A 22,021-nucleotide genomic window follows, 5' to 3' on the forward strand; every position below is an offset into this window, starting at 1 on the left:
GGAAAAGCTGTCGTGAGTGCCCAGGGTTGCTACGCCTTCGGCGCCCCTCCGGGGTAGAACCACTCGCCACTCACGGGGCAGTGAGGCGCCAGCCGGTGGCCCGGCGGCGTTCACGCCAGAACGCGGCGTACCGGCCGTCGGACGCCAGCAGGTCGGCGTGCGTTCCGCGCTCCGCGACCGTGCCCTCGTCGAGCACCACGATCTGGTCGGCGGCCACCACCGTGGGCAGCTTGTGCGCGATGACCAGCAGCGTCGAATGCTCCATCAGCGCGCGCAGGGATAGCTGCACGAAGCGCTCGTTCTCCGGGTCCAGCGCGGCGGTCGCCTCGTCCAGCAACACGACCGGCGCCCGCTTGAGGATCGCCCGCGCCACCGAGACCCGCTGGCGCTCGCCACCGGACAGCGCCGTGCCACCCTCGCCGACGCGCGTCTCCCAGCCAGAGGGCAGCCGCTCCACGATCTCCGCGACGCCGGCCAGCCGGCCCGCCTCTCGCACCTCCGACTCCGGCGCATCGGGACGGCCGAGCCAGATGTTCGCCAGCAGCGTGTCGTCGAACAGGTACACGTCCTGGAACACCAGCGACAGCTGCGCCATCAACGCTTCGCTGCTCTGCTCGCGCACATCGACGCCGCCGACCAGCACCGCGCCGTCGTCCACGTCGGCGAAGCGGGCCAACAGCCTGGTCACCGTCGTCTTGCCGGAGCCGGACGCGCCGACGAGTGCGGTCATCGTCCGGGGCGGCACCCGGAACGACACGTCCCGCAGCACCGGCCGATCCGGTTCGTACGCGAAGTGCACGCCGCGCAGCTCCAGCTCACCGTTGTTCGATGGTGACGCGGGCGCGGCGGGTTCGGGCAACGGCTGCTCGTCGAGCACCGCGACGACCCGCCGCACGTCGTTGCGCGCCATCCGCAGCGCACCGGAGAACTCGGCGACCTCCGCCAGCGGGCCGGTGAACCGTGCGGCCAGCGCGAGCACCGCGATGAGCGTCACCGGTCCGATCGAACCGCCCAGCGTGAGCAGCACACCGACCACGATCAGCACGGTGAACACCAGCTGCACCGCGAGCCCGCCGGCGATCAGCCCCGGGACGGTCAGCCACACGGCTCGCCGCCCGACCGCCCGCTGCCGCTCGATCGCGTCCTCGAGCGGCCGGTGCCCCTCGACGCCCCGGCCGAACGCGCGCAGCACCCGTTGGCAGCGGGCGAACTCGACGACCCGGTTCGCCGCGGCCACCGCCGCCTCGTCGGACATCTCGTCCCCACGCCCGATCAGCCGCGCGGAGAAGCTGAACGCGACGTACAGCACCGGCACGCAGATCAGCACGGCGAGGCCGAGGCGCCAGTCGAAGAAGAACATCGCCACCGCGATCGTCGCCGGGGTGGCGATCCCGACGACGAGCGGCGTCAGCAGGTGCGCGAACAACCCGCCGACCATCACGGTCCCGGTCGTCACCAGCTTCGACAGCCGCCCGACCCTTTCGGTGCTGAACCATCCCAGTGGGAGTCCGACGATGTGGTCGCCGAGCCGGTTGTGCATGCTGGACAACACGGTCAGCGCGACCGCGAACCCCTTCATGGCCTGCACGTAGTGCGCGATGCAGGTGACGACCACGGCCACCGCGAGCGCACCGAGCCAACCGAGGAAGCCCGAGGCGTCTCCGGCGATCAGCCGCTCCAGCACCGGGACCAGCAGCGCCATCGCCACGCCCTGCAGCACCCCGTAGCCGATCACCCAGGCCAGGTAGACGTGCAGCGCCCGGCGATGGGCCGGGCCGAGGATCCTCAGCAGATCGTTGATCATCGTGCGCTCTCCTCGTGGGTGCGCGACATCCGGGCGTAACCGCCGTCGGCGTCCAGCAGTTCGGGATGGGTGCCGCGCTCGGCGACGACACCGCCGTCGAGCAGCACGATCTGGTCGGCGCCGGTGATCGTGCTCAGCCGGTGCGCGATGACCAGCAGCGTCCGGCCGGCGACCAGCACCGACAGCGCATCCTGGATCGCCGCCTCGGACTCCGGATCGGCGAACGCGGTCGCCTCGTCGAGCACCAGGATCGGGGTGTCCGCGAGCAGCGCCCGCGCGATCGACACCCGCTGTGCCTCACCGCCGGAGAACTGCGCGTCGACACCGACCACCGACTCGTAGCCGCGCGGCAGCTGAGCGATCGCGCGATGAATCTGGGCCGCCTCGGCGGCGGCGCGCACCTCCTCGTCGGAGGCCTCCGGCCTGCCGAGCCGGATGTTGTCGGCGACCGAGCCATGGATCAGCTGCACGTCCTGCAGCACGAACCCGACCCGGCGGTACAGCTCGGACGGCGCGATCCGCCGCACGTCGACCCCACCGAGGCGGATCGCTCCCCCGGTCACGTCGTAGAACCGGGGCAGCAGCGTGGCCAGCGTCGACTTGCCGGAACCGGACGGTCCGACCAGCGCCGTCACGGTCCCCGGTTCGAGCCGCACGCTCACCCCACGCAGCACCTCGGTGTCGGTGCCCGGGTAGCTGAACCGCACGTCGTCCAGCTCGACGACGTCTCCGGCCGGGGTCTCCGGCCGCTCGACGACCGGCAGTGCCGGGGTGTCCAGCAGCTCGTGGATGCGCAGCGCCGCCGCCGCTGCCCCTCGCCGTGCCTGCGCACCGAACCCGAGCACCGTCACCGTGGTCGGGATGACCATGGCGAGCAGCACCTCGACGATCGCCTGCGCCGGCGTCACCCAGCCCTCACCGACGAACCAGAAACAGCCGAGTGCGCTGATCAGACCGACGACCGGGGCGGACAGCGCCATCGAGCTGAACGACTCCAGCCGCAGGATCGGGCGCACCCAGGCGGCGTACATGGTGGCGAACTCCTCGGCCGCGCGCCGGTAGCTCTCGTGCGCCCTGCGCGCCCGGCCGAACGCCTTGACCACCGCGATGCCGGTGACGAACTCGACGACCGCCGCGCTGATCCGCCCGAACGCGGTGTTCAGCTGATCCATCTTCCGCTGGTAGCCGCGCATCATCCAGGCGTAGGCGACCGCGTACACCGGCAACGTGCCGATGGCGAGCAGGCCGAGGCGCCAGTCCAGCCAGAACAGGTAGCCGAGCCCGCCGAGCGGCAGAACACACGCCGCGGTCAGTTCGACCGAATGATGCGCGATGAGCTGGTGCATGTCGGACACGTCGTTCTGTGCCGCCTTGCGCACCTGGCCGGAGGAGTTTGCTGAGAACCAGCCCAGCGGGACGCGCCCGAGATGGTCGACCATCCGGCGCCGCAGCAACGCCTGCAGCCTGACGTCCGCCAGGTGTGTGACGGCCAGCGCACCGCCGAGCAGCAGACCCCGCAGCCCCAGCCCGATGATGATCAGCCAGACCAGCCGGGTCACCGCCGATCGGTCGACCGGGCCGGGCGCCAACAGCAGCCCACCCAGCTCGGCGAGCCCGGCGAACGGCACCAGCCCGGCGAGCGCCCCGACCGCCGCGATGACCATGGCGAACCTGGTCACGCCGATGATCGGGCGACGCAGCTCGGCGAGCGCCGCCGACTCCCGCTTCGCCCGGCCGGGCCCCGGCGGCGACGGCGAGCCCTCGGTCTCGATGGTGTCTCGTGCGTCGGCCTGCTCCGCCAGTGCTGTCGCCATGTCTGCGTCTCCTCTCGGCGTGCATCAATTTACAACAGCCTGTCTGCTTTAGGTAAGCCTAACTTTCTCAGCTACAGAGGGTGGCGCTGCTCGGACCTCAGGAGCGGCATGCGATGGTGAACTTGTGACTCCCGCGCGTCGCGCCGTCCCGGCACTGGCAGCTGTGCTAGTGGCGGCGTTGCTTGCCGGGTGCGGTGGGGGCGACGCGGTGGACCCTGCCCCCGCCGCGTCGGTGTCCGACGGCGCCTCGGTCGCGGACGGCTCGGTCGAGCCCACCCCGGCACCCTCACCGGTCGCCGGACGCATCGTTCTGCTCGACCCCGGACACAACGGCGGCAATGCGACCAACACCTCCGCGATCAACAAGAAGGTGCCGGACGGTCGCGGCGGCACCAAGGCGTGCAACACGACCGGCACGACGACGGACGAGGACGACGAGTACCTCGCCCTCCCGGAGCACGCGTTCAACTTCGTCGTCGCCGAGTCGGTGAAGGGGCTGCTCGAGTCGAAGGGGGTCGTCGTGAAGATGACCCGGGAGGACGACAAGGGCATCGGCCCGTGTGTCGACAAACGCGCCGAGATGGCGGCCGAGGTCAACGCGGACGCGATGATCTCCATCCACGCCGACGGCGCGGCGGCCAGCGGACACGGCTTCCACATCGCCTACTCGAAGCCGCCACTCAACGCGGCCCAGGGTCCGCCCTCGGTCAGCCTGGCGACCGCACTGCGGGACTCGATGAGCGCCGAAGGTCTGATCATCTCCACCTACATCGGCAAGCAGGGCCTGTCCGCGCGGGACGACCTGGCCGGGCTCAACCTGTCCAAACGCCCGGCCGCCCTGGTCGAGTGCGGCAACATGAAGAACCACGACGACAAGGTCGCCATGTCCAACCCGCAGGGACGGGCACGGTTCGCCGAGGGCATCGCGGCCGGCATCCTGGACTGGCTCACGCACAACTCGGCACAGTCGCTGCGTGCGGTGAGCAGCGGAAAGACGAAGTCGACCACGTCGGAGTCGGCGTCGTCCTCGACGAAGTCCACCGCGACGACGAAGAGCACGACGACGGCGAAGAGCAAGAGCTCGTCGACGACCTCGACCACGAAGTCGACGCCGAAATCCACCAGCAGCTCGTCCACCAGCACCACGAAGTCCAGCACCGCCAACTAACCCGTCTGGCCCGTGGCACGAATGTGGCTTTAGGGACGTTGAACGTCCCTAAAGCCACATTCGTGCCATGAGGGGCGGTCGGGGAGGTTAGCGGCGAGGGTCGTCGAGGGCTCGGGCGCCCAGTTCTGAGGTGAGCAGTTCTATTGCTACCTCTTCGGGGTCCCTGCGGGCGCTTTGCTGGCCTCTGTCCGCTGCCGCCTCGGCCCGCATCTCCTCCTCCTCGTCGGGTGGAGGTTCCGTGGGGGGTGGCGGCTCGTTGTTCGAGACCGGGGCGCCGCGACGCTGGGGCGGGGTGAACGACGGGCGAGCGGGCGGCTGGGGCGGGGCCTGCGCCGGAGCGGCCGGTGCGCGGCCGGCCGCGGGTGCGGAGCCGCCTTCGCCGTGCTCGCAACGGACCCGCCAGGCCACACCGAGCTCGTCGCGAAGTGCGGCTGAGATGACGTCGGTGTTGCGTTGCTCGGAGAGCCTTCTGGCCAGCGGAGCGGCGGCGATCGACAGCACCAGCGTGTCGCCCTCGACCGACTTGACGGTCGCGTTCGCCAGCATCGCGGCGGTGCTGCGGATGGAACCCTTGACCCGATCGAGAATGCCCGGCCATGCCCTGCGCACGGCCGCGGCGTCGATGCCGACCGCGATCGAGCCCTCGGGCAGCGGTTCCGGCGCAGGCGGTGGCTCTTCCTGAGTCGCGGCAGCGGGTTCGGCTGGGCGGGCAACGGGTGGTGGCACCGGCTCGGCCCGGGGGGCCTGCTGCGCGGCCGGTTCCGGCTCCGAGGACCGGGACGGGCGTTGGAACGTCTTGCCCGGTGCCTCAGACGGCGCCGACGACGCCGGGGCGGCCGCTCTCGCCGGCGCCGGTTGCGCGGGAGCAGGCGCGGGTGTGGGTGTGGGTGCGCCGTCCGCTCGCGGCTCGACGACGATGTCCGCGCGCCGCTCCATACGTTCCAGCCGCTGCAGCAGCGCCTCGTCCGTAGTCGAGGCGGCGGGCAGCAGCATGCGCCCGCACAGCAGCTCCAGCAGTAGCCGAGGCGCGGTCGCGCCGCGCATGTCGGTAAGCCCGGTGTGCACGATCTCGGCGAACCGCACCAGCGTCGCGGCACCCAGCCGGGCCGCCTGGTCGGCCATGCGGTTCAGCTCGTCGGCGGGCGCGTCGACCAGGCCGCGCGCCGAGGCATCCGGAACCGCCTGGATCAGCAGTAGGTCACGCAGCCGGTCCAGCAGGTCGGCGGCGAACCGGCGCGGGTCGTGCCCGGCCTCGACGAGCCGGTCGACCGCGTCGAACACCGCGGCACCGTCCTGCGCGGCGAGCGCGTCCACCGTGTCGTCGATCAACGCCACGTCGGTGACACCGAGCAGCGACATGGCCCGCTCGTAGGTCACGCCGTCCGGGCCCGCGCCCGCCATCAGCTGGTCGAGCACCGACAGCGTGTCCCTCGCTGAACCGCCGCCCGCGCGGATGACCAGCGGGAACACCGGCGGCGCGACGGTGACCTTCTCGTCCTCGCAGATCCGCTCGACCAACGCACGCAGCGTGCCCGGCGGGATCAGCCGGAACGGGTAGTGGTGGGTGCGCGACCGGATCGTCGGCAGCACCTTCTCCGGTTCGGTCGTCGCGAACACGAAGACCAGGTGCTCGGGTGGTTCCTCGACGATCTTCAGCAGGGCGTTGAAACCCTGCGTGGTGACCATGTGCGCCTCATCGACGATGAACACCCGGTAGCGCGACTCAGCGGGCGCGTAATGCGCCTTGTCCCGCAGGTCACGCGTGTCCTCGACACCACCGTGCGAGGCGGCGTCCAGCTCGATGACGTCGATGTTGCCCGGCCCCTCGGGGGCGAGCGCGATGCACGAGGGACATTTCCCGCACGGGTCCGGTGTCGGCCCCAGTTCGCAGTTCAGCGACCGGGCCAGGATGCGCGCGCTGGACGTCTTCCCACAGCCCCGAGGACCGGAGAACAGGTACGCATGATTGACCCGACCGGCGGCGAGCGCGGTACGCAGCGGTTCGGTGACATGCTCCTGGCCGACCACGTCAGCAAAACTCGCCGGGCGGTACTTGCGATACAGAGCGAGTGCCACTGTTCTAGCTTAGGCCCTGCCTCGCGCGCCATCGTTCCCGGAGGGCCCTGGCGGGCCAACCGGGAACGATCCAGGCGGCGGGCCCTGACGGGCCCGCTGCCTGGGTTTTTTCCTCGCGGCCCCCCATACCCTTCGGGCATGGGGGACCACTCGGAAAAATGTCGCCTTCGGCGACGCGCGCGCTTCGTGCCCCGGCTTGGGAGCCGCCACTCATGCACTACCCGCCTGCGGCGGAACCCCTCCGGGCACCTGTGCGGGGCCACCTCATGCACCGAGCCCCACCACACTCCCGGTGCAAGCTGAGCAGGCAGCGGGCTGCAGGCGCGATACGCCTCCCAGACGAACACCCACCTGCGCAGGCAACAAGAAGCCGTGAGTGTTTTGGGCTGCCAGGGCAACCCAAAACACTCACGGCTCCCTACCCGGCCGCGGGTGTACATGCGTCTGTGAAGCCGGCTCCGCGAGTCTCCGAAGGAGTTCCGGCGAAGGCCGGCGTAGTGAATGTCCGCGACCACCCACCCAGCTGCCAGGGCGGCTCTCGGGGTTCCCCCGAGCGCGCGCCCGGGCGAGTCCTCGAGCCTTCTTTTCTGGGAGTACCCCAGCGAGCGCAAGCGAGCCGGGGTGGTCACAGAAAAGAGCCGCGCGCGAAACAGGCCCAAAAGTAAGGCGGACCCCGCGCACCCGCCAGAGCCCGTTGACCCTTGCTGCCTTCCGGCCCTGGGGGAGTTCACAGGATGGACGCCGCGCGGGGTCCGTCGGCCAGTGTAGTGGCTGGGGTCGATGCTGTGGGACCCGGACGGGGCACAAGCCGTTCGCGGGCTACCGCTACACTCTGCGACGGAGGATTCGCCTAGTGGCCTATGGCGCACGCTTGGAAAGCGTGTTGGGTGTTACAGCCCTCGCGGGTTCGAATCCCGCATCCTCCGCCACGTGAGCGGTACCAACGCCCGGCAGACCGACTCTGGTCTACCGGGCGTTCGTCTGCCTGGTCTCGGTCGCCGGTCCGAGGCGTCGGGGCAGGACGTCCGTGCGTAATACTCCCCGAGAGAAATTCTCATTGTGCGGAAAATGCTGGACGAGTAGCCCGCGCCATTCCTACCGGGCCAGATATTTCTAGCACGGAACATCCACCGCGTGTTGCCTCGACTTGTAAAGGTTCTCGACGTCTACGTTAGGGACGCTTGACCGGGGACTCGTCGGATCACCATGATCAAGTTCTCACGAGAACGAAGGAGAACCCGGTGAAGAAGCGAATTTCCGTCGCGTCGCTCGGGGTGGCCACGCTATTTCTCACGCTGGTCACGACCGTCACGCCGGCGATGGCGGCATCGCCAACAGCCCTTCCGGGGCTGAATTGTCAGTACAAGTCGACGTCAACCACGTTCTCGGCCGGGTGCATGCCAGGTTCGAAATCGGACGTAGGAAGTTGGTTCACCGCGCGCGCGGGGTGCACGAATGGAAAATGGGTAAACGGAAAGGAGACCACACTCGTCGCCAATAAAAGGGTCTGGTCGACCGCGAACTGCGGCAGTGTGAAGTCCACGTACAAGAAGGGCACCGGACGGTACAATTACTAGGGGAAACGTGCCGTAGCAGCAGCATCGACGCCCGGTGAGCCAACGACGGCCTGCCGGGCGTTCCTCGTTGCAGGCTCAACGGGTTCGCTGACAGCGATATCTTTCGCCGTCGGCGATAACCGGCTCGGGGCGTGGGACCTCGGCCCTAGCGTGAGCCCATGCAGTCACCGATCACGGGCACAGCCGCCGGCGTTCCGTTCACCGCGCTCCCGCCTTCGGACAACGGGCCGGCGCCGCTGATCGTCACCTGGCACATGCTGGATGCGCCTCGGTCGGACGCCGCGTTCGCGGCCGCGTTGCCGATGCGCGAGGTGCCGGCCTGGCGGGTGCATCTCGGCATGCCGATGTGCGGGGCACGCATGGTCGACGGAAGGACCGATGCGATCGTCGCGCTGTTCCAGGAAGACCCGGTGCGGTTGTTCCTGGGGCCGTTCGTCCGGCAGGCGGTCGAGGAGTTCCCTGCCGCGCTCGCCTCGATCCGTGAGCAGCTGCCGGTCGGGGACGGTCCGATCGGGGTGCTGGGCGGATCGCTGGGCGGGGCGGTCGCGCTGCGCGTGCTGATCGGCACCGACGTCCCGGTGTTCGCCGGCGCGCTCGTGAACGCCGCCATCCGGATGCGGTCCGTCGTCGATCTGTTCCCCGGCGAGTATCCGTACGACGTCGAGACCGAGAAGATCGTCGACGACCTGGACGCCGTCACCAGCGCGGATGTCATCGCGGGCCGTGCGCCGCTGCTGGTCGTCAGCGGCGAGTCGGACCATCCGGCGCTGCGTTCCGATGCGGCTGAGCTGGTCGGCGCGGTGGGTGAACGGTCCGAGCTGCTGTCGATCCCGGGGCTGGCTCATCCGCTCGCCGAGGAGCCCGGCATCGAGCCCGCGCCACAGTCACCGTTGGCCGCCGAGGTGGACGCCGGCCTGTCCGCGTGGTTTCGACGGCACCTGCCCGCCTGATCTGTGCGAGGCTCTCGCTGTGCCGATCGAGCCGGAGGACTGTGCACATCCGGATGCTGTGGTCGACGGGTGGATCCGGGGTGAACCGGACACCGATGGTCTCGGCACGGGGCTGCCCTGGGAGCCGTCGGAGCTGACCGAGCGCGACGTCATCGGTCTGCGTGCCCGCACCACGCTGGGCACGTGCACGAGCTGCGAGGCGATGGTCGTCGCGGTGCACACCTGGGGTGAGCGGGGCCCGACCTGGCACACCCGATGGATCGCCCTCACCCTCGCCACCGACTGACCCGATCAGTTTCGCGCGCGGGACAGGTCTACCTCTGCGACCACGACGATGGAGGCGGGCATGAGCACCGTGCAGCAGCAGGTACAGCGGGCGATCGACGAGCTGGTGGCATCCGGGACGGAGCGCGGCATCCAGGTCGCCGCCTATCGGGACGGCGAGTCGATCGTCGATGCGGTGGCCGGGGTCGCGGATCCGGGCAGCGGTAGGCCGGTCACCTCGGGCACCCCGTTCTACAACTTCTCCATCGGCAAGGGCGCCACCGCGACCGTGGCCCACGTGCTGGTCGAGCAGGGGTTGTTCGACTACGAGACGCCGGTCGCGCGGCTGTGGCCGGAGTTCGGCGCCCGGGGCAAGGACAAGGTGACGGTGCGCCACGTCCTGACCCACACCGCCGGCGTTCCGGGGCTGCCGCCGGGAACGACCGCCGAGGACGTGTGCGACTGGCCGACGATCTGCGCCGCGATCGCCGACGCCGAGCTGTGGTGGGAACCGGGCACCCGGACCGGCTACCACGCCTACACGTTCGGCTACATCGTCGGCGAGATCGTCCGAGGGGCCACCGGCAAGGCGATCTCCCAGGTGCTCGCCGAGCAGGTCGCCGGCCCGCTGGGGGTCGCGGACGAGCTGTACTTCGGGATGCCGGTCGCCGAGCACCATCGACTCGCGGTACTCGAGAACCAGCCGGGAGCCGACGAGATGATGGCGAGCATGCCGACGGACCTGCCCATGTTCAAGGCCACCCCGCTGTCGCTGTTGCCGACCGCCGAGCTGGGCACACGTGCCGACATGCTGGTCGCGGACATTCCCGCCGGTGGGAAGACCTCGGCCCGCGCGATCGCCCGGATGTACGCGGCGCTGCTCGGCGAGGTCGACGGGGTGCGGTTGCTGAGCCCGGACCGGTTGCCCGAGGTCGCCGCACCCGCGTTCTCCGGGACCGACGAGGTGTTCGGCAACGAGGCGGTCTGGGGGCTCGGCTACGCGGTCGGGTTCCCGGCCGGCGAGGAGCGGGAGACGGTGTTCGGCATGGCCGGAGCGGGCGGGAGCTGGGCCGGAGCCGACACGAAAAGCGGTCTGGCGATCGCGGTCACCAAGAATATGCTCTCGATGGATTTCAGCTCGGTGAACCAGATCGTCCAGATCATCGACAACGCACGCTGAGGAGCCCCCACCGACATGGCACTGTTCTCGTTACGCACCGCGGGCACGCTGCTCGCCGGTGTCGGCGCCAGCCACTTCGTCGCGCCCACGGCATACGAGCCGCTCACCGCGTCCGTGTTCCCGAACGACACGCGATCCTGGGTGTACCGCAACGGCGCGACCGAGCTGGCTCTCGGACTGGGGCTGCGCAGCCGCAAGTCGGCGCTGCGCAAGCTGAGCATCGCGGGTGTCGGTGCGTACCTGCTCATGCTCGGCGCGAACGCGGCGAAGAACTCCGGGGAGCAGATCTAGGAGTACGGCCGCCACCTGACGGGCATGCCTGATGTCATGACAGGCGCACTGGCCGGGTTCCTGACCGTCGTACTGCTCGCCTACCTCGTGCCGGGGCCGGACTTCGCGGTTGTTCTCCGCGCGTCCGGTCGCGGCATGTGGGCAGGCAGGGTCGCCGCGCTCGGTGCCCAGACCGGTCTGTGCGTGCACATGCTCGCCGCGATTCTCGGTATCTCGGCGGTGCTCGCCCATTCCGCCGAGGCGTTCACCGTCGTGAAGCTGCTCGGCGCGGCCTACCTCTGCTACCTGGGCGTTCGGGCTCTGTTGGCCAGTCGCGGCGGTGCGTCGACGACGGTCGCCCCGGCCGCCGACACGAGCCTGGCCGGCCATTTCGTCCGTGGCCTGCTGAGCAACGTGCTCAACCCCAAGGCCGCGCTGTTCTTCCTCAGCCTGGTGCCGCAGTTCGTCGACCACAACGCGCCGGTGACCCCGCAGATCCTGCTGCTCGGCACGCTCGACGTGGTGGTCGGTGTCGCCTACTGGCTGATCTTCGTGCAGTTCGCCGGCACGCTCACCGCCCTCATCACCCGCGACCGGGTCCGGCGGATGCTGGACCGGGTCACCGGTGGCGTCTTCGTGGCCCTCGGTGTCGGCCTGGCCGGCGCCGAGGTCTGAGGGCGTCACACTTCGGCCGGCGCCGCCGTCTCCCCCATGAGCCTTCTCGAGAGGAGAGTCGATGCGGGTCATCATCGCGGGCGCCAGCGGTGCGATCGGGCGGGAACTGGTGGCCGAGCTCCGTCGCGGTGGCCACGAGGTCATCGGGCTGTCCAGGAGCGCGGCGGGTGCACGGCTGATCACCGAGCTGGGCGCCCGACCGATCGTCGCCGACGTCCTGGACCGGGACGGCCTGCTGCGCGCGCTCGACGGTGTCGCGGCCGACGCGGTGATCCACGAGGCGACGGCGCTGAAGAACGCGCCCACCCGCTACCGGGGGCGCGGCATCACCGAGACGAACCGGCTGCGCACCACCGGGACCGCGCACCTGGTGGAGGCGGCGCGGCACGTCGGCGCGACCAGGATGGTCACCCAGTCGATGATCTTCGGCTACGGCTTCGTCGACCACGGTGAGGCGCTGATCAGCGAAGACGCCCCGTTCGGGCGGCCGCGCGGGGTGAAGTCCGACGCCGCGACGGCCGCGTTCGCCTCGGCGGAACAGCAGGTGCGCATGGCCGAAGGGCTCGAGGGCATCGCGCTGCGCTACGGCTTCGTCTACGGCCCCGGTCCCGCGTCGGACGCCATGGTGAAGCTGCTGCGCAAGGGCCGGTTCCCGGTTCCGAGCGGCGACGGCGGACGGTTCGGCTGGCTGTGGCACACCGACGCCGCGACCGCGACCCGGGCGGTCCTCGAACGGGGCCGGGCAGGCGAGGCGTACAACGTCGTCGACGACGAACCCGCGACCTGGGGTCAGATGTTCGACGCGCTCGCCGCCGCGCTCGGTGCCCCACGACCTCGTCGGGTGCCCGCTCGGCTGCTGCGACTCGCGGCGCCGTTCCTGGTCGACCAGATGGACGCCACCAGCATGCGGGTGTCCAATGCGAAGCTGAGGTCCGAGCTGGGCTGGCGACCGTCCGTGCCCAGCTACCGCGAAGGAACAGCCGCCTTCAGCTCGTGAGTGTTGAATGTGGTCATAGCCACACGCAACACTCACGAGGGGGCGGTGGCTACCCAGCCTCGGTCGGCGGCCAGCTCGATCAGCCGCTGCGCGTAGGTCCACAGCTCAGGTGCGCCGTCGCCGATCACCGACATGCGGCGGCGGACCTCGGCGTCGGTCACGCCGGGGGTCCGCCAGGTGCCGCCCTCGTTGTGGAAGCTCAGCAGCATGGGCTGCAGGCGGTCCATCGCCTTGGCGAACCGGGCCTCCGGCGTGCGCCGCAGCTCGAACTCGTCCCACAGCGCCCGGAACTCCGACGCCTGGTCGTCCGGCAGCAGGGGGAACAGCCTCGCGGCCGCCGCCTGCTCGCGTTCGACCTGGTCGACCTGGGCGGACGCGTCGTAGACGAACGTGTCACCGGCATAGATTTCGACCAGGTCGTGGATCAGCACCAGCTTCAGCGCCCGGACGACGTCGATCGGCTCGACCGCGTACTCGGCGAGCACGATCACCATCAGGGCGAGGTGCCAGGAGTGTTCCGCGTCGTTCTCCCTGCGGTCCGCCGCGACCAGCGGAGTCCGGCGCAGGATCGTCTTGAGCCGGTCGACCTCCAGGATGAACCCGATCTGCGACGCCAACCTGGCGGCCACCCCGGTGGGCTGCCCGATGCGGTCGACCAGCAGACCTTCCTCGACGCTCACGTGTACTCCCCTCGATGTCCCTCGCCTCGACCCTAGGCGATCGTTGACCCGGCACCAGGTGAGTTTCCGGAGCCGTAGGCCCAGCCGGTCCAGGCGCGGATGTCGATGCTGATGACCGGCCCGGACGGCACCCGGTCGGCGTAGATCGGGTACTTGGCGGCGAGCAGCCGCAGCGGCCCCGAGCGGTCCGCCGGCTCGGTGAGCACCCGCGCGGTGCCGTCGGCACGGACCCACCACAGCTTCGACCAGTCGTCGTCGTACTCGTCGACCAGCAGCGACACCCGTTCGTTGGCCTCGATGTTGCGCAGCCGCTTCAGGTCCGTCGAGCGCTTCGGTTTGTGGTCGATCGCGATCAGCACCGTGCCACCGTCCACCGCGAACGTGACCGGCACGAGGTGCGGCTGACCAGCACCGTCCACAGTGGCCAGATAGGCGTGGCGGGACGCCGTGAACCGGGCCCGCGCATCGATCTCGGTCAGGTTCACCGTCCCGAGAGTAGGTGCAACCGAGGCGGCAGGCCCGGGGTTCAGCGCGACGTGACCTCACCCAACACGCTCGCCACCAGATTCAAGGGCGCACTGCTCGCCGTTCTGGTGATGGGGCCGTTCCTCGCGCAGGCCGACGCGACCATCGCCAACGTGGCCACGCCCGCGATCCGCACCGGTCTCGCCGCGTCCGAGTCCGCCATCGAGCTGGTGGTCAGCGCCTATCTGATCGCCTTCGCGGTGCTGATCATCCCCGGTGCGCGGCTGGGCAACACACACGGCTACAAGCGCATGTTCCTGCTCGGCGTCGCGCTGTTCGGCGTCACGTCACTGCTGTGCGGACTGGCCCCGAACGCACCGGTACTCGTCCTGACCAGGGCGTTGCAGGGCGCGGCTGGCGCGCTGATGTTCCCGCAGGCACTGACCGGCATCCAGCTCAACTTCACCGCCGAGAACCGGGCGCGGGCGATCGGCTACTACACGGTCGCGCTGTCCTGCGGCGCGGTACTCGGGCAGATCCTCGGTGGCGTCCTGATCGAGGCGGACCTGGCTGGCACCGGCTGGCGGTCGATCTTCCTGGTCAACGTGCCGGTGTGCGCGATCGTCCTCGTCGCCGGGCTGCGCTACCTGCCCTCGGACCAGCGTCGGACGACGTCGGCCGGGGTGCACCCGCCGAGCGTGGTCGCGCTGGCCGTCGCGGTACTGCTGCTGGTCCTGCCGCTGTGCCTGGGACGGACCGAGGGATGGCCGCTGTGGACGTGGCTGAGCCTGATCGCCGCCGCGCCGGCGGCGTGGCTGTTCCTGACCGTGATGCGCCGTGCGGAGGCACTCGGCGCGAGCCCGCTGTTCAGCGTCGACGCCCTGCGCCGGCGCCCGATCGTGCTCGGGCTGGCGGGGCTGTTCACCGCGACCTCGACCTACTACGCGCTGCTGTTCACCCTGGCCCAGTACGTCCAGTTCGGGCTCGGTCACAGCGCGGTCGAGTCCGGGCTGATGCTGGTCACCTGGGTCGCGGCGTTCGGTGTCGCGGGCAAGGTCGCCGCGCGGCTGCCGGTCTCGATGCACCGGCAGCTGCCCTGGCTGGGCTGTGTGCTGCTGGCCTCGGCGTTCCTCGGGGTCAGCGGGGCGCTGTTCGTCGGCTGGCACCCCATGGCGCTGCTGGTCGTGCTGCTGACCGTCGGCGGGTTCGGTCTCGGCACCCAGTTCTCCACCATGATCGGGCACCTGACCAGGGCGGTCGAGGACCGGTACGCCTCGGACATCAGCGGCGCGTCGACCATGACGATGCAGATGGGTGGCGCGACCGGGGTCGCCCTGTTCGGCACGCTGTACCTGGCGCTCGCCCCGATGGCGGGTGTGGAGGCCGCGGCGCATCACGCGTTCGCGCTCGACACGCTGCTGCTGGGTTGCGCCGCGCTGCTCGCGGGTACGTTCGCCTGGTGCGCCACCCACTTGGAGTAGCGTGCGGGCTTCTGGCGAGGGGATGGACGATGCGCATTCTCATGGGGCTGACCGCTGCGACCGCCGCGATGGCGCTGGCCGGCTGCGGTGGCCCGGCTCCGACCGAGGCTCCGCCGTCGCCGTCCACGCAGGCGACGTCCAGTTCCGAGGCACCCAGCACCACGCCGAAGGCCTCCGGCGGCGCCACGGCCAGGTGTCACACCGCGCAGCTCTCGGTGGACCTCGGTCAGCCCTCGGAGCTGTCGCCGGGCCAGAACATGGTGCCGCTGGCGTACACCAACACCTCGGACAAGCCGTGCCAGCTGCACGGCGTCCCCGGTCTCGACCTGCAGGGGCCGGACGACCCGAACGGCCCGGTGTACTCGTTGCCCCGCAAGGACCTCGGCAAGACGATCACCCTGGCGCCGGGGGCCCGGGCGACTGCCCGGATCGTGGTGCTGTCCTACGAGGAAGGCTCGGTGGGAAGTTCCGGCTCGAAGAAGTGGACGCCGACCAAGCTGGTCACGATCCCGCCCGGCGAGACGACGCCGCTCACCGCGCCGTGGCCCGCCACGGTCAGCGTCCTGCGCCAGGACGCTGCGACCCACCCCGGTTCCTGGGTAGAGAGTTTCACCGCCCGCTGACCCACCGCCCCCACGCGGCCCCGATGTGTCCACCCATCCGACTCGCGGAGCTGACGTCCCCGACTCGCGGTGCTGAAAGTCCCGACTCGCGGAGGGTGCAGACGACGCGCGCACCACAGCACCGCGAGTCGGGAACGTGGGCACCCGTGAGTGCCGCGGCCACCTATGGGCGGCCGCAGCACTCACGGGTTGAGGCTGCGGCCCGCGATCAGGATTCCGATCGCACCGAGCAGCGCGAGCACGGCGAGCAGGACCGGCATCGCGTGCGCCGGGCTGTGCAGCAACGCCAGCAGCGCACCGCCGAGACCGACCATGGTCGCCGACCCGAGCTGGTCGGACATCTGCGCCGCCGACGTGTGATAGCCCAGCTCCCCCGCCCCGGACTGACGTAGCAGCAGGAACGCGACGGACGGAAACACCAGCCCCATCCCGAACCCGGCGAACGCCCACACCGGCAGCACCAGCCACGGCACACCCCAGGTCGATGCCACCAGCTGCAGCGCCAGCACTCCACCGGTGAGCAGGCAGAATCCGATCCGCAGCAGCGTCGGGCGGTGCAGCGTCGGATGCCGTCCCTGCCACGCCGCAGCTGCCGACCAACCCAGCGAACCGACCACGAGCGGCAGCCCGGCGGCCGCGAGCGACCAGTGGTGCGTGCTCGTCATGATCAGCGGCAGGTAGGAGTTGGCGGTGAAGAACAGCGCGGCGCACAACCCTCGGCAGGCGACGACCGTCGGAATGCCTCGACGGGCCAGGAACACCCCGGCCGGCAGCAACCACCGCATGGCGGGCACCAACATGGCCAGCGCGACGACGGCGATGACCGCCGACGTGACGCTCGGATTCTCCGAGGCGTAGGTCAGCGCGGCGACCCCGGCGGCGGCGCCGAGCGCGGCCACCACCACCCCTCGACGGGTGCTCTCCCGCTGGGGCACGACGAGCCCACGCACCGCGCGGGTCACGAGTGCCAGCGCGAGCAACGCCACCGGCACCAGACCGAGGAACACCCACCGCCAGGAGAACCGCTCGGTCACGAGCCCGGAGATCGGCGGCCCGATCAGCGACGGCAGTACCCACGCCGAGGACATCAGCCCGAACATCGCGGGCCGCACCTGCTCCGGGTAGATCAGTCCGACAAGCACGTAGATCGCCACCGTGACACAACCCGCGCCGAGCCCCTGCAACACTCGTCCGACCAGCAGCTGCGGCATACCGGACGCGGTCGCCGCCACGACCAGTCCCGCGGTGAACAGCATCGGCGCGAGCAGCAGCGGGTTACGCGGCCCGGCACGGTCGCACCACCGTCCGCCGAGCACCGTGGCGAACACCGCCGCCGCCATGAACGCGACGAACGGCCAGGCGTACATCGACACCGAGCCAAGTTCGGCGACCAGCACCGGCATCGCGGTGCCGACGCCCATCGACTCGAACGCCACCATGCTGATCAGCAGCAGCACACCGATCGTGGTGTTGCGCCGATGCGGTCCGAACAGTTCACCTCGTTCGGGTTTCGCCGCCTCGCCCTGATCACTCATCTCGTGCACACCACATCCTGAACACGGCCCGCAGTCAACCGAGTAACCGCACCCGGGAGGCGGAAGATCCCGAACTCGCGCTGCGCCGCCGCGCGGCCCGGGCCAGCATCGAGAGATGCCACTCACCTTGTCCTGTGCACTGAACACCTCGCTCGACAGCCACGAGCACGCCCGCATCGCAGAGCAGCTGGGCTACGACACGGTCTGGTTCTACGACTCCCCCGCGCTGTACGCCGACGTGTGGGTGCAGCTGTGCCGGGCCGCCGAGCGCACCGAACGGGTCCAGCTCGGACCCGGTGTGCTGGTGCCGACGCTGCGCCATCCGATGGCGAGCGCGTCGGCGATCTCCACGCTCGTGTCGATCGCCGGGCAGGACCGGGTGGCGGTCACGGTCGGCTCGGGTTTCACCGGGCGCCTCACCCTGGGCCAGCGTCCGGCGAAGTGGGCCTTCGTCGCCGAGTACATCCGGACCCTGCGTGCGCTGCTGCGCGGCGAGCAGACCGAATGGGAGGGCGCCCAGATCCGGATGATGCAGTACCCGGGGTTCGGCTCACCGCGCCCGATCGACGTCCCGATCCTGGTCGGCGCGGCGGGTCCGAAGGGCATCGGTGTCGCGCACGAGATCGGCGACGGGGTGTTCGCCGCGTCGGTCCCGATCCCCGGTTTCGACCGCAGCATCGTCCTGACGTTCGGCACGGTCCTGGAGGACGGCGAGGACCCCGGTTCGCCGAGGGCCCTCGAAGCAGCCGGCCACGGCGCCTCGGTGACGCTGCACTACTGCCTCGAGTTCGGCCTGCTGGACGACCTGCCGAACGGCCACGACTGGGCGGCCGCCTACGACGACGTCCCCGCCGACGTCAAGCACCTGGCTCTGCACGACGGTCACCTGGCGGTACTCAACGAACGCGACAAGCCGTTCGTGACCGGCGAGGTGCTGAGCAGCACGGGCCTGGCACTGTCACCAGACGCGCTGCGCGAACGCGTCGCAGCTCTCGCCGAGCAGGGCGCAACCGAGATCGCCTACCAGCCAGCAGGCCCGGACGTCGCGCGCGAACTGGAGGCCTTCGCCAAGGCGGTCCTGTAAGCCCGTTCCGCGCGGAGTTTTTCTGTAACCACCCCACTCGCTTCGCTTCGGGGGCGCTTCCAGAAAAACAAGCCTCGTTCCTCGGCCGAGCGCGCGCTTGTGCCTACCTGGGGAGCCGCCACATCACGTTGCAGAGCCTGGTCGCGGACATTCACTACGCCGGCCTTCGCCGGAACTCCCTTCGGGAGACTCGCGGAGCCGGCTTAGCTGTTGCCGGCATGTGTCTCATTAGCTACCCGAGAAGCGTGGGGGGCGCTTCTCGATTCTGGCTCGGCGGCCCTCGGCGAAGTCCTCGCTCTCCCAGCAGGCTTCGAAGGAGTCGAACAGCTCCTTGTCGGTCAGCGGGTCGAACTCCGGCTCGAACACCGAGTTCAGCACCTGTTTGTTGTAGGCGACGGTGAGCGGCGCGAGCTCGGTCATACCTGCCGCCCAGACCAGTGCGTCCTCCAGCGAGCCCGTCTTCTCGGCGAGTCCACTGTTCAACGCCTGTTCGGCGGGCAGCTGGTCGCAGGCCAGCAGCAATGCTCGGGCCACCCCGTTACCGGCCAGCAGCGACAGCCTGCGGATGGTCCAGGGGTCGACGGCGAGACCGATGCGCGCGGTCGGTACCCCGAACACCGCGGTAGGGGCGACGATCCGCAGGTCGGCAGCGATCGCCAGCTGGGTACCAGCGCCGATCGCCGGTCCGTTGACCGCCGCGATCACCGGCACCGGGGCGTTGGTCACCGCGCCCAGCATGCCGTAGAGCGCGTCACGGAACTCCGCGCTGTACACCGCGTCCAGGTCGGCGCCGGAGCAGAAGCTGGTGCCCTCGCCGGTGAACACCACGGCTCTGGCGCCCTCGGCGAGCGCGCCGACCAGTGCCTCGTGCAGTTCCTGGCACAGCGCGATGTTCAACGCGTTGCGTTTCTCCGGCCGGTGGATGGTGAGCAGCGCGACCCGGTCGTGCCATGTCACCGTCGTCATCGGGGACGTCATGGCGTCGATGCTCTCAGATGTTCGACAGTCCGACTTCTCCAGCGATGCGCTTTTGTCGGTTCAGGCCGAGGAATGCGTCACGTTGTGGCACCGGCACGTCTATCCGTGTGGCCCGTGCGTGAGCAGGATGTGCGGCGAGCACCCGATCGAGGAGGATCACGTGGCACGCGAAGACGTCGAGTTCAGTGCGCAGGGCACCACCCTGCGCGGCTGGTTCTACCCGGCCGAGGGTTCGGCGGGCGGCGAGGCGCCGTGCGTGGTGCTGCAGCACGGTTTCGCGGCGGTCAAGGAGATGTTCCTGGACCGGTACGCGGAGGTGTTCGCGGCGGCCGGCCTGAACTGTCTGGTCTACGACCACCCCGGCTTCGGTGCCAGCGACGCGGTACCGGGAACGCCTCGTCAGGAGGTCGACCCGTGGCAGCAGATCCGGTTCATCCAGCACGCCATCACCTACGCGCAGTCCCGGCCGGACGTCGACGCGGAGCGCATCGGGCTGTGGGGGTCTAGCTACGGCGGCGGCAACGCCTACGTGACCGCCGCGATCGACCGCCGGGTCAAGGCCATCGTCGGTCAGGTGCCGGCGATCTCCGGTTCGCAGCACTTCCGTGAGCTGGTGCGCATCGACAACTGGGCCGCGATGGACGCCATGTTCGCCGCGGAACGCCAGGCGATCGCGGGCGGCGCGGAGCCGACTCTGATCCCGGTCGTCGCCGAGGACCCGACGGCGGTGGCCGCGCTGCCGACGGCCGACTCCTACCAGTGGTTCAGCGAGGTCTCCGCGCAGCGGGCACCGGCCTGGCGCAACGAGGTCACGCTGCTGACCATGGAGTACTTCCGAGGCTACGAGCCCGCCAAGTACCTGCCGCTCATCTCGCCGACGCCGCTGCTGATGGTGGTCGCGCCGAACGACCGGCTGGCTGCCGGTGAGCTGGCCGCGGCCGCGTACGAGACGGCCCGGGCGCCGAAGAAGCTGCAGCTGGTCGACGGCGGCCACTTCGACGCCTACACCGGTCCCGGCTTCGACATCTCCTCCGGCGCCGCGAGGGACTGGTTCGTGGAGCACCTGCTCACGAAGTCCTGACCGGTTCGGCGGGCGGGGCACCTCGGCGCTGTGCCGAGGTGCCCGACTCGCTGTGCCGAGGTGCCCGACTCGCTGTGCTGACGTGCCCGACTCGCTGTGCTGACGTGCCCGACTCGCGGGGCGGGCTAGTGCTCTGCCTCGGCGTCGGCGGTGGGCAGTTCGGCCTGCCAGCTCACGCTGGTGACGGACGGCTCCATCGACAGCCGGCTGATCGCGGTCTCCATCTGCTTGTCGTCTCGCTGCTCCGCGGCCAGGTGTGCACGAACCTCGACCCGGCCGCTCCCGTTCTCGTTCCCGGTGATGTTGGTGCTGGTCACCGAGCGCAGCGCGAAGTCGGTGCGGGCGAGTGCCTGGACGAGCAGCGCGCGTACGTGGGCTTCGGCCTCGTCGGTGGTCACCGCGAGGAACTCGTACGAGGTCGGGGTCTCGGTCCCGGTGTCCGGCCTGCGGTCCACCGCTCGCCCCACCGGCCGCAGAACGATGTTCACCGCCACCACGGCGACCGTGCCCGCCGCCGCGATCTGGAACAGCCCGGCGCCGGCCAGCGAGCCGACCGCCGCCGAGCACCACAGGGTCGCCGCGGTGTTCAACCCGCGCACGGTCAGTCCTTCACGCAGGATCACCCCGCCGCCGAGGAACCCGATGCCGGACACGATCTGCGCTGCGACTCGCGTCGGGTCCGCGTCCGGTCCACCGAAACCGTGCGCGGACAGCAGCACGTACAGCGTCGCACCGCCTGCCACCAGTGCATTCGTGCGCAATCCGGCCATCCGCGCGCGGTACTGGCGCTCGAAGCCGATCACCGCGCCCAAGCCGACGCCCGCGCCGAGGCGCAGCACCATCTCCACGTTGTTCATCTGTCTGTCCCCTCGGATGTCTTCGACATGCGATCGGCGCGATCACCTGCGCGCGCCCGTGCCTGATCACCACGCGAAGCCGACGGGACCTGGGCCAGGTCTCAGGCCGCTGAGGTCGGCCGGACGTCCGCGTGGCTGCGACTACTTCCCTCGCCGGTCATCCGGCCCACCTCCCATCCACCATCCGGGGGCCCGCTCAAGAAGGCGGGCGACTCAAGTCCAGTAGACCCCGCGACCCTTGACCGGTCAAACACTTGTGAGGCGATCGGGGGTATGTCCCCCGAGCCGTGCGCCTGCTGGGTGATCAACACCGGTCACACCGCGCACCTTCCGTGCACGCCGCGCCACGTGCACATAGCGCGGTGTGCACTTAGGGTGCGCGGCGTCGCCCTGGGGGGCAGGACCACGCCAACCCACACAGTTGGCTCCGCGAGAGCTCCGAAGGAGTTCCGGCGAAGGCCG

General features: G+C 70.1%; 20 protein-coding genes, 1 tRNA gene and 1 other RNA gene. 13 read left to right on the forward strand and 9 right to left on the reverse strand.

Features of this window, described 5'->3' with window-relative positions; all coding sequences use genetic code 11:
- Positions 1–70: 70 nt before the first annotated feature.
- Positions 71–1,804, reverse strand: a complete 1,734-nt coding sequence (locus G406_RS0141145; RefSeq protein WP_028938402.1) for an ABC transporter ATP-binding protein — start codon at positions 1,802–1,804, stop codon at positions 71–73.
- Positions 1,801–3,618 (reverse strand): ABC transporter ATP-binding protein, encoded by a 1,818-nt coding sequence (locus G406_RS0141150; protein WP_084216806.1) that lies wholly within the window; start codon positions 3,616–3,618, stop codon positions 1,801–1,803. The genes G406_RS0141145 and G406_RS0141150 overlap by 4 nt, the downstream gene beginning before the upstream one ends.
- A 124-nt stretch (positions 3,619–3,742) precedes the next feature.
- Between G406_RS0141150 and G406_RS52995 the strand changes: the two genes are divergently transcribed.
- Positions 3,743–4,786, forward strand: a complete 1,044-nt coding sequence (locus tag G406_RS52995) for an N-acetylmuramoyl-L-alanine amidase (protein WP_245607410.1) — start codon at positions 3,743–3,745, stop codon at positions 4,784–4,786.
- Positions 4,787–4,873: 87 nt separating this feature from the next.
- Here the strand turns inward: G406_RS52995 and G406_RS0141160 are convergent, their stop codons facing one another.
- Complete coding sequence (locus tag G406_RS0141160; RefSeq protein ID WP_028938404.1) at positions 4,874–6,862, reverse strand: DNA polymerase III subunit gamma and tau; 1,989 nt, start codon at positions 6,860–6,862, stop codon at positions 4,874–4,876.
- Between the two features lie 661 nt (positions 6,863–7,523).
- An RNA gene (gene ffs / locus G406_RS55335) (signal recognition particle sRNA small type) lies at positions 7,524–7,620 on the reverse strand.
- 81 nt (positions 7,621–7,701) lie between these two features.
- On the opposite strand from ffs, the gene G406_RS0141165 reads away from it, so the two are divergent.
- From G406_RS0141165 to G406_RS0141200, 8 genes are all read left to right on the forward strand, one after another.
- Positions 7,702–7,791, forward strand: a tRNA-Ser gene (locus G406_RS0141165).
- Between the two features lie 312 nt (positions 7,792–8,103).
- On the forward strand, positions 8,104–8,439 hold the full coding sequence (locus G406_RS57640; RefSeq protein WP_156935440.1) for a hypothetical protein: 336 nt from the start codon (positions 8,104–8,106) through the stop codon (positions 8,437–8,439).
- A gap of 158 nt (positions 8,440–8,597) precedes the next feature.
- Positions 8,598–9,389 carry an alpha/beta hydrolase family protein gene (locus G406_RS0141175; protein ID WP_028938406.1) on the forward strand — a complete coding sequence of 264 codons (792 nt, stop codon included), beginning with the start codon at positions 8,598–8,600 and terminating at the stop codon, positions 9,387–9,389.
- Positions 9,390–9,408: 19 nt separating this feature from the next.
- Positions 9,409–9,675 (forward strand): hypothetical protein, encoded by a 267-nt coding sequence (locus G406_RS0141180; protein WP_028938407.1) that lies wholly within the window; start codon positions 9,409–9,411, stop codon positions 9,673–9,675.
- 60 nt (positions 9,676–9,735) lie between these two features.
- Positions 9,736–10,833, forward strand: coding sequence for an EstA family serine hydrolase (locus G406_RS0141185; protein WP_028938408.1), 1,098 nt, complete (start codon positions 9,736–9,738; stop codon positions 10,831–10,833).
- A 15-nt stretch (positions 10,834–10,848) separates the two neighbouring features.
- Positions 10,849–11,124 (forward strand): hypothetical protein, encoded by a 276-nt coding sequence (locus G406_RS0141190; protein WP_028938409.1) that lies wholly within the window; start codon positions 10,849–10,851, stop codon positions 11,122–11,124.
- Positions 11,125–11,160: 36 nt separating this feature from the next.
- Positions 11,161–11,778, forward strand: coding sequence for a LysE family translocator (locus tag G406_RS0141195; protein WP_028938410.1), 618 nt, complete (start codon positions 11,161–11,163; stop codon positions 11,776–11,778).
- 61 nt (positions 11,779–11,839) lie between these two features.
- Complete coding sequence (locus G406_RS0141200; protein WP_028938411.1) at positions 11,840–12,775, forward strand: NAD-dependent epimerase/dehydratase family protein; 936 nt, start codon at positions 11,840–11,842, stop codon at positions 12,773–12,775.
- Positions 12,776–12,807: 32 nt separating this feature from the next.
- On the opposite strand, the gene G406_RS0141205 is transcribed toward G406_RS0141200, so the two are convergent.
- Together G406_RS0141205 and G406_RS0141210 are read right to left on the reverse strand one after the other, a co-directional pair.
- Entirely contained in the window at positions 12,808–13,455 is a 648-nt protein-coding gene (locus G406_RS0141205; protein ID WP_037081214.1) for an HD domain-containing protein, read from the reverse strand.
- A gap of 32 nt (positions 13,456–13,487) precedes the next feature.
- Complete coding sequence (locus tag G406_RS0141210; protein ID WP_028938413.1) at positions 13,488–13,940, reverse strand: TIGR03668 family PPOX class F420-dependent oxidoreductase; 453 nt, start codon at positions 13,938–13,940, stop codon at positions 13,488–13,490.
- 51 nt (positions 13,941–13,991) lie between these two features.
- Here G406_RS0141210 and G406_RS0141215 point away from each other — a divergent pair, with 51 nt between their 5' ends.
- Both G406_RS0141215 and G406_RS53000 read left to right on the forward strand, forming a co-directional pair.
- Positions 13,992–15,401, forward strand: a complete 1,410-nt coding sequence (locus G406_RS0141215; RefSeq protein ID WP_028938414.1) for an MFS transporter — start codon at positions 13,992–13,994, stop codon at positions 15,399–15,401.
- Between the two features lie 29 nt (positions 15,402–15,430).
- Positions 15,431–16,024, forward strand: coding sequence for a DUF4232 domain-containing protein (locus G406_RS53000; protein WP_084216808.1), 594 nt, complete (start codon positions 15,431–15,433; stop codon positions 16,022–16,024).
- A gap of 182 nt (positions 16,025–16,206) precedes the next feature.
- Here the strand turns inward: G406_RS53000 and G406_RS0141225 are convergent, their stop codons facing one another.
- Positions 16,207–17,559 (reverse strand): MFS transporter, encoded by a 1,353-nt coding sequence (locus G406_RS0141225; RefSeq protein WP_028938415.1) that lies wholly within the window; start codon positions 17,557–17,559, stop codon positions 16,207–16,209.
- Positions 17,560–17,674: 115 nt separating this feature from the next.
- Between G406_RS0141225 and G406_RS0141230 the strand changes: the two genes are divergently transcribed.
- Positions 17,675–18,643, forward strand: a complete 969-nt coding sequence (locus tag G406_RS0141230) for an LLM class flavin-dependent oxidoreductase (protein ID WP_028938416.1) — start codon at positions 17,675–17,677, stop codon at positions 18,641–18,643.
- 228 nt (positions 18,644–18,871) lie between these two features.
- On the opposite strand, the gene G406_RS0141235 is transcribed toward G406_RS0141230, so the two are convergent.
- Entirely contained in the window at positions 18,872–19,621 is a 750-nt protein-coding gene (locus G406_RS0141235; protein WP_245607411.1) for an enoyl-CoA hydratase, read from the reverse strand.
- Positions 19,622–19,781: 160 nt separating this feature from the next.
- On the opposite strand from G406_RS0141235, the gene G406_RS0141240 reads away from it, so the two are divergent.
- Positions 19,782–20,702: an alpha/beta hydrolase gene (locus G406_RS0141240; protein WP_028938418.1), complete on the forward strand. Its 921-nt coding sequence runs from the start codon at positions 19,782–19,784 to the stop codon at positions 20,700–20,702.
- 125 nt (positions 20,703–20,827) lie between these two features.
- On the opposite strand, the gene G406_RS0141245 is transcribed toward G406_RS0141240, so the two are convergent.
- Positions 20,828–21,559, reverse strand: coding sequence for an MgtC/SapB family protein (locus G406_RS0141245; protein WP_028938419.1), 732 nt, complete (start codon positions 21,557–21,559; stop codon positions 20,828–20,830).
- Positions 21,560–22,021 lie beyond the last annotated feature (462 nt).

Origin of the sequence: Actinospineispora spinosispora DSM 44797 (assembly GCF_000429025.1) — a bacterium.
In the GTDB taxonomy this organism is placed as follows: Bacteria; Actinomycetota; Actinomycetes; order Mycobacteriales; family Pseudonocardiaceae; genus Pseudonocardia; species Pseudonocardia spinosispora.

Coding starts and splice junctions, on each gene's coding strand:
- G406_RS0141235 (WP_245607411.1), bottom strand. CDS start 19,621: ATGACGTCCCCGATGACGACGGTGACATGGCACGACCGGGTCGCGCTG.
- G406_RS0141200 (WP_028938411.1), top strand. CDS start 11,840: ATGCGGGTCATCATCGCGGGCGCCAGCGGTGCGATCGGGCGGGAACTG.
- G406_RS0141175 (WP_028938406.1), top strand. CDS start 8,598: ATGCAGTCACCGATCACGGGCACAGCCGCCGGCGTTCCGTTCACCGCG.
- G406_RS0141145 (WP_028938402.1), bottom strand. CDS start 1,804: ATGATCAACGATCTGCTGAGGATCCTCGGCCCGGCCCATCGCCGGGCG.
- G406_RS0141185 (WP_028938408.1), top strand. CDS start 9,736: ATGAGCACCGTGCAGCAGCAGGTACAGCGGGCGATCGACGAGCTGGTG.
- G406_RS53000 (WP_084216808.1), top strand. CDS start 15,431: ATGCGCATTCTCATGGGGCTGACCGCTGCGACCGCCGCGATGGCGCTG.
- G406_RS0141245 (WP_028938419.1), bottom strand. CDS start 21,559: ATGAACAACGTGGAGATGGTGCTGCGCCTCGGCGCGGGCGTCGGCTTG.
- G406_RS0141195 (WP_028938410.1), top strand. CDS start 11,161: ATGACAGGCGCACTGGCCGGGTTCCTGACCGTCGTACTGCTCGCCTAC.
- G406_RS0141150 (WP_084216806.1), bottom strand. CDS start 3,618: ATGGCGACAGCACTGGCGGAGCAGGCCGACGCACGAGACACCATCGAG.
- G406_RS0141190 (WP_028938409.1), top strand. CDS start 10,849: ATGGCACTGTTCTCGTTACGCACCGCGGGCACGCTGCTCGCCGGTGTC.
- G406_RS0141225 (WP_028938415.1), bottom strand. CDS start 17,559: ATGAGTGATCAGGGCGAGGCGGCGAAACCCGAACGAGGTGAACTGTTC.
- G406_RS0141230 (WP_028938416.1), top strand. CDS start 17,675: ATGCCACTCACCTTGTCCTGTGCACTGAACACCTCGCTCGACAGCCAC.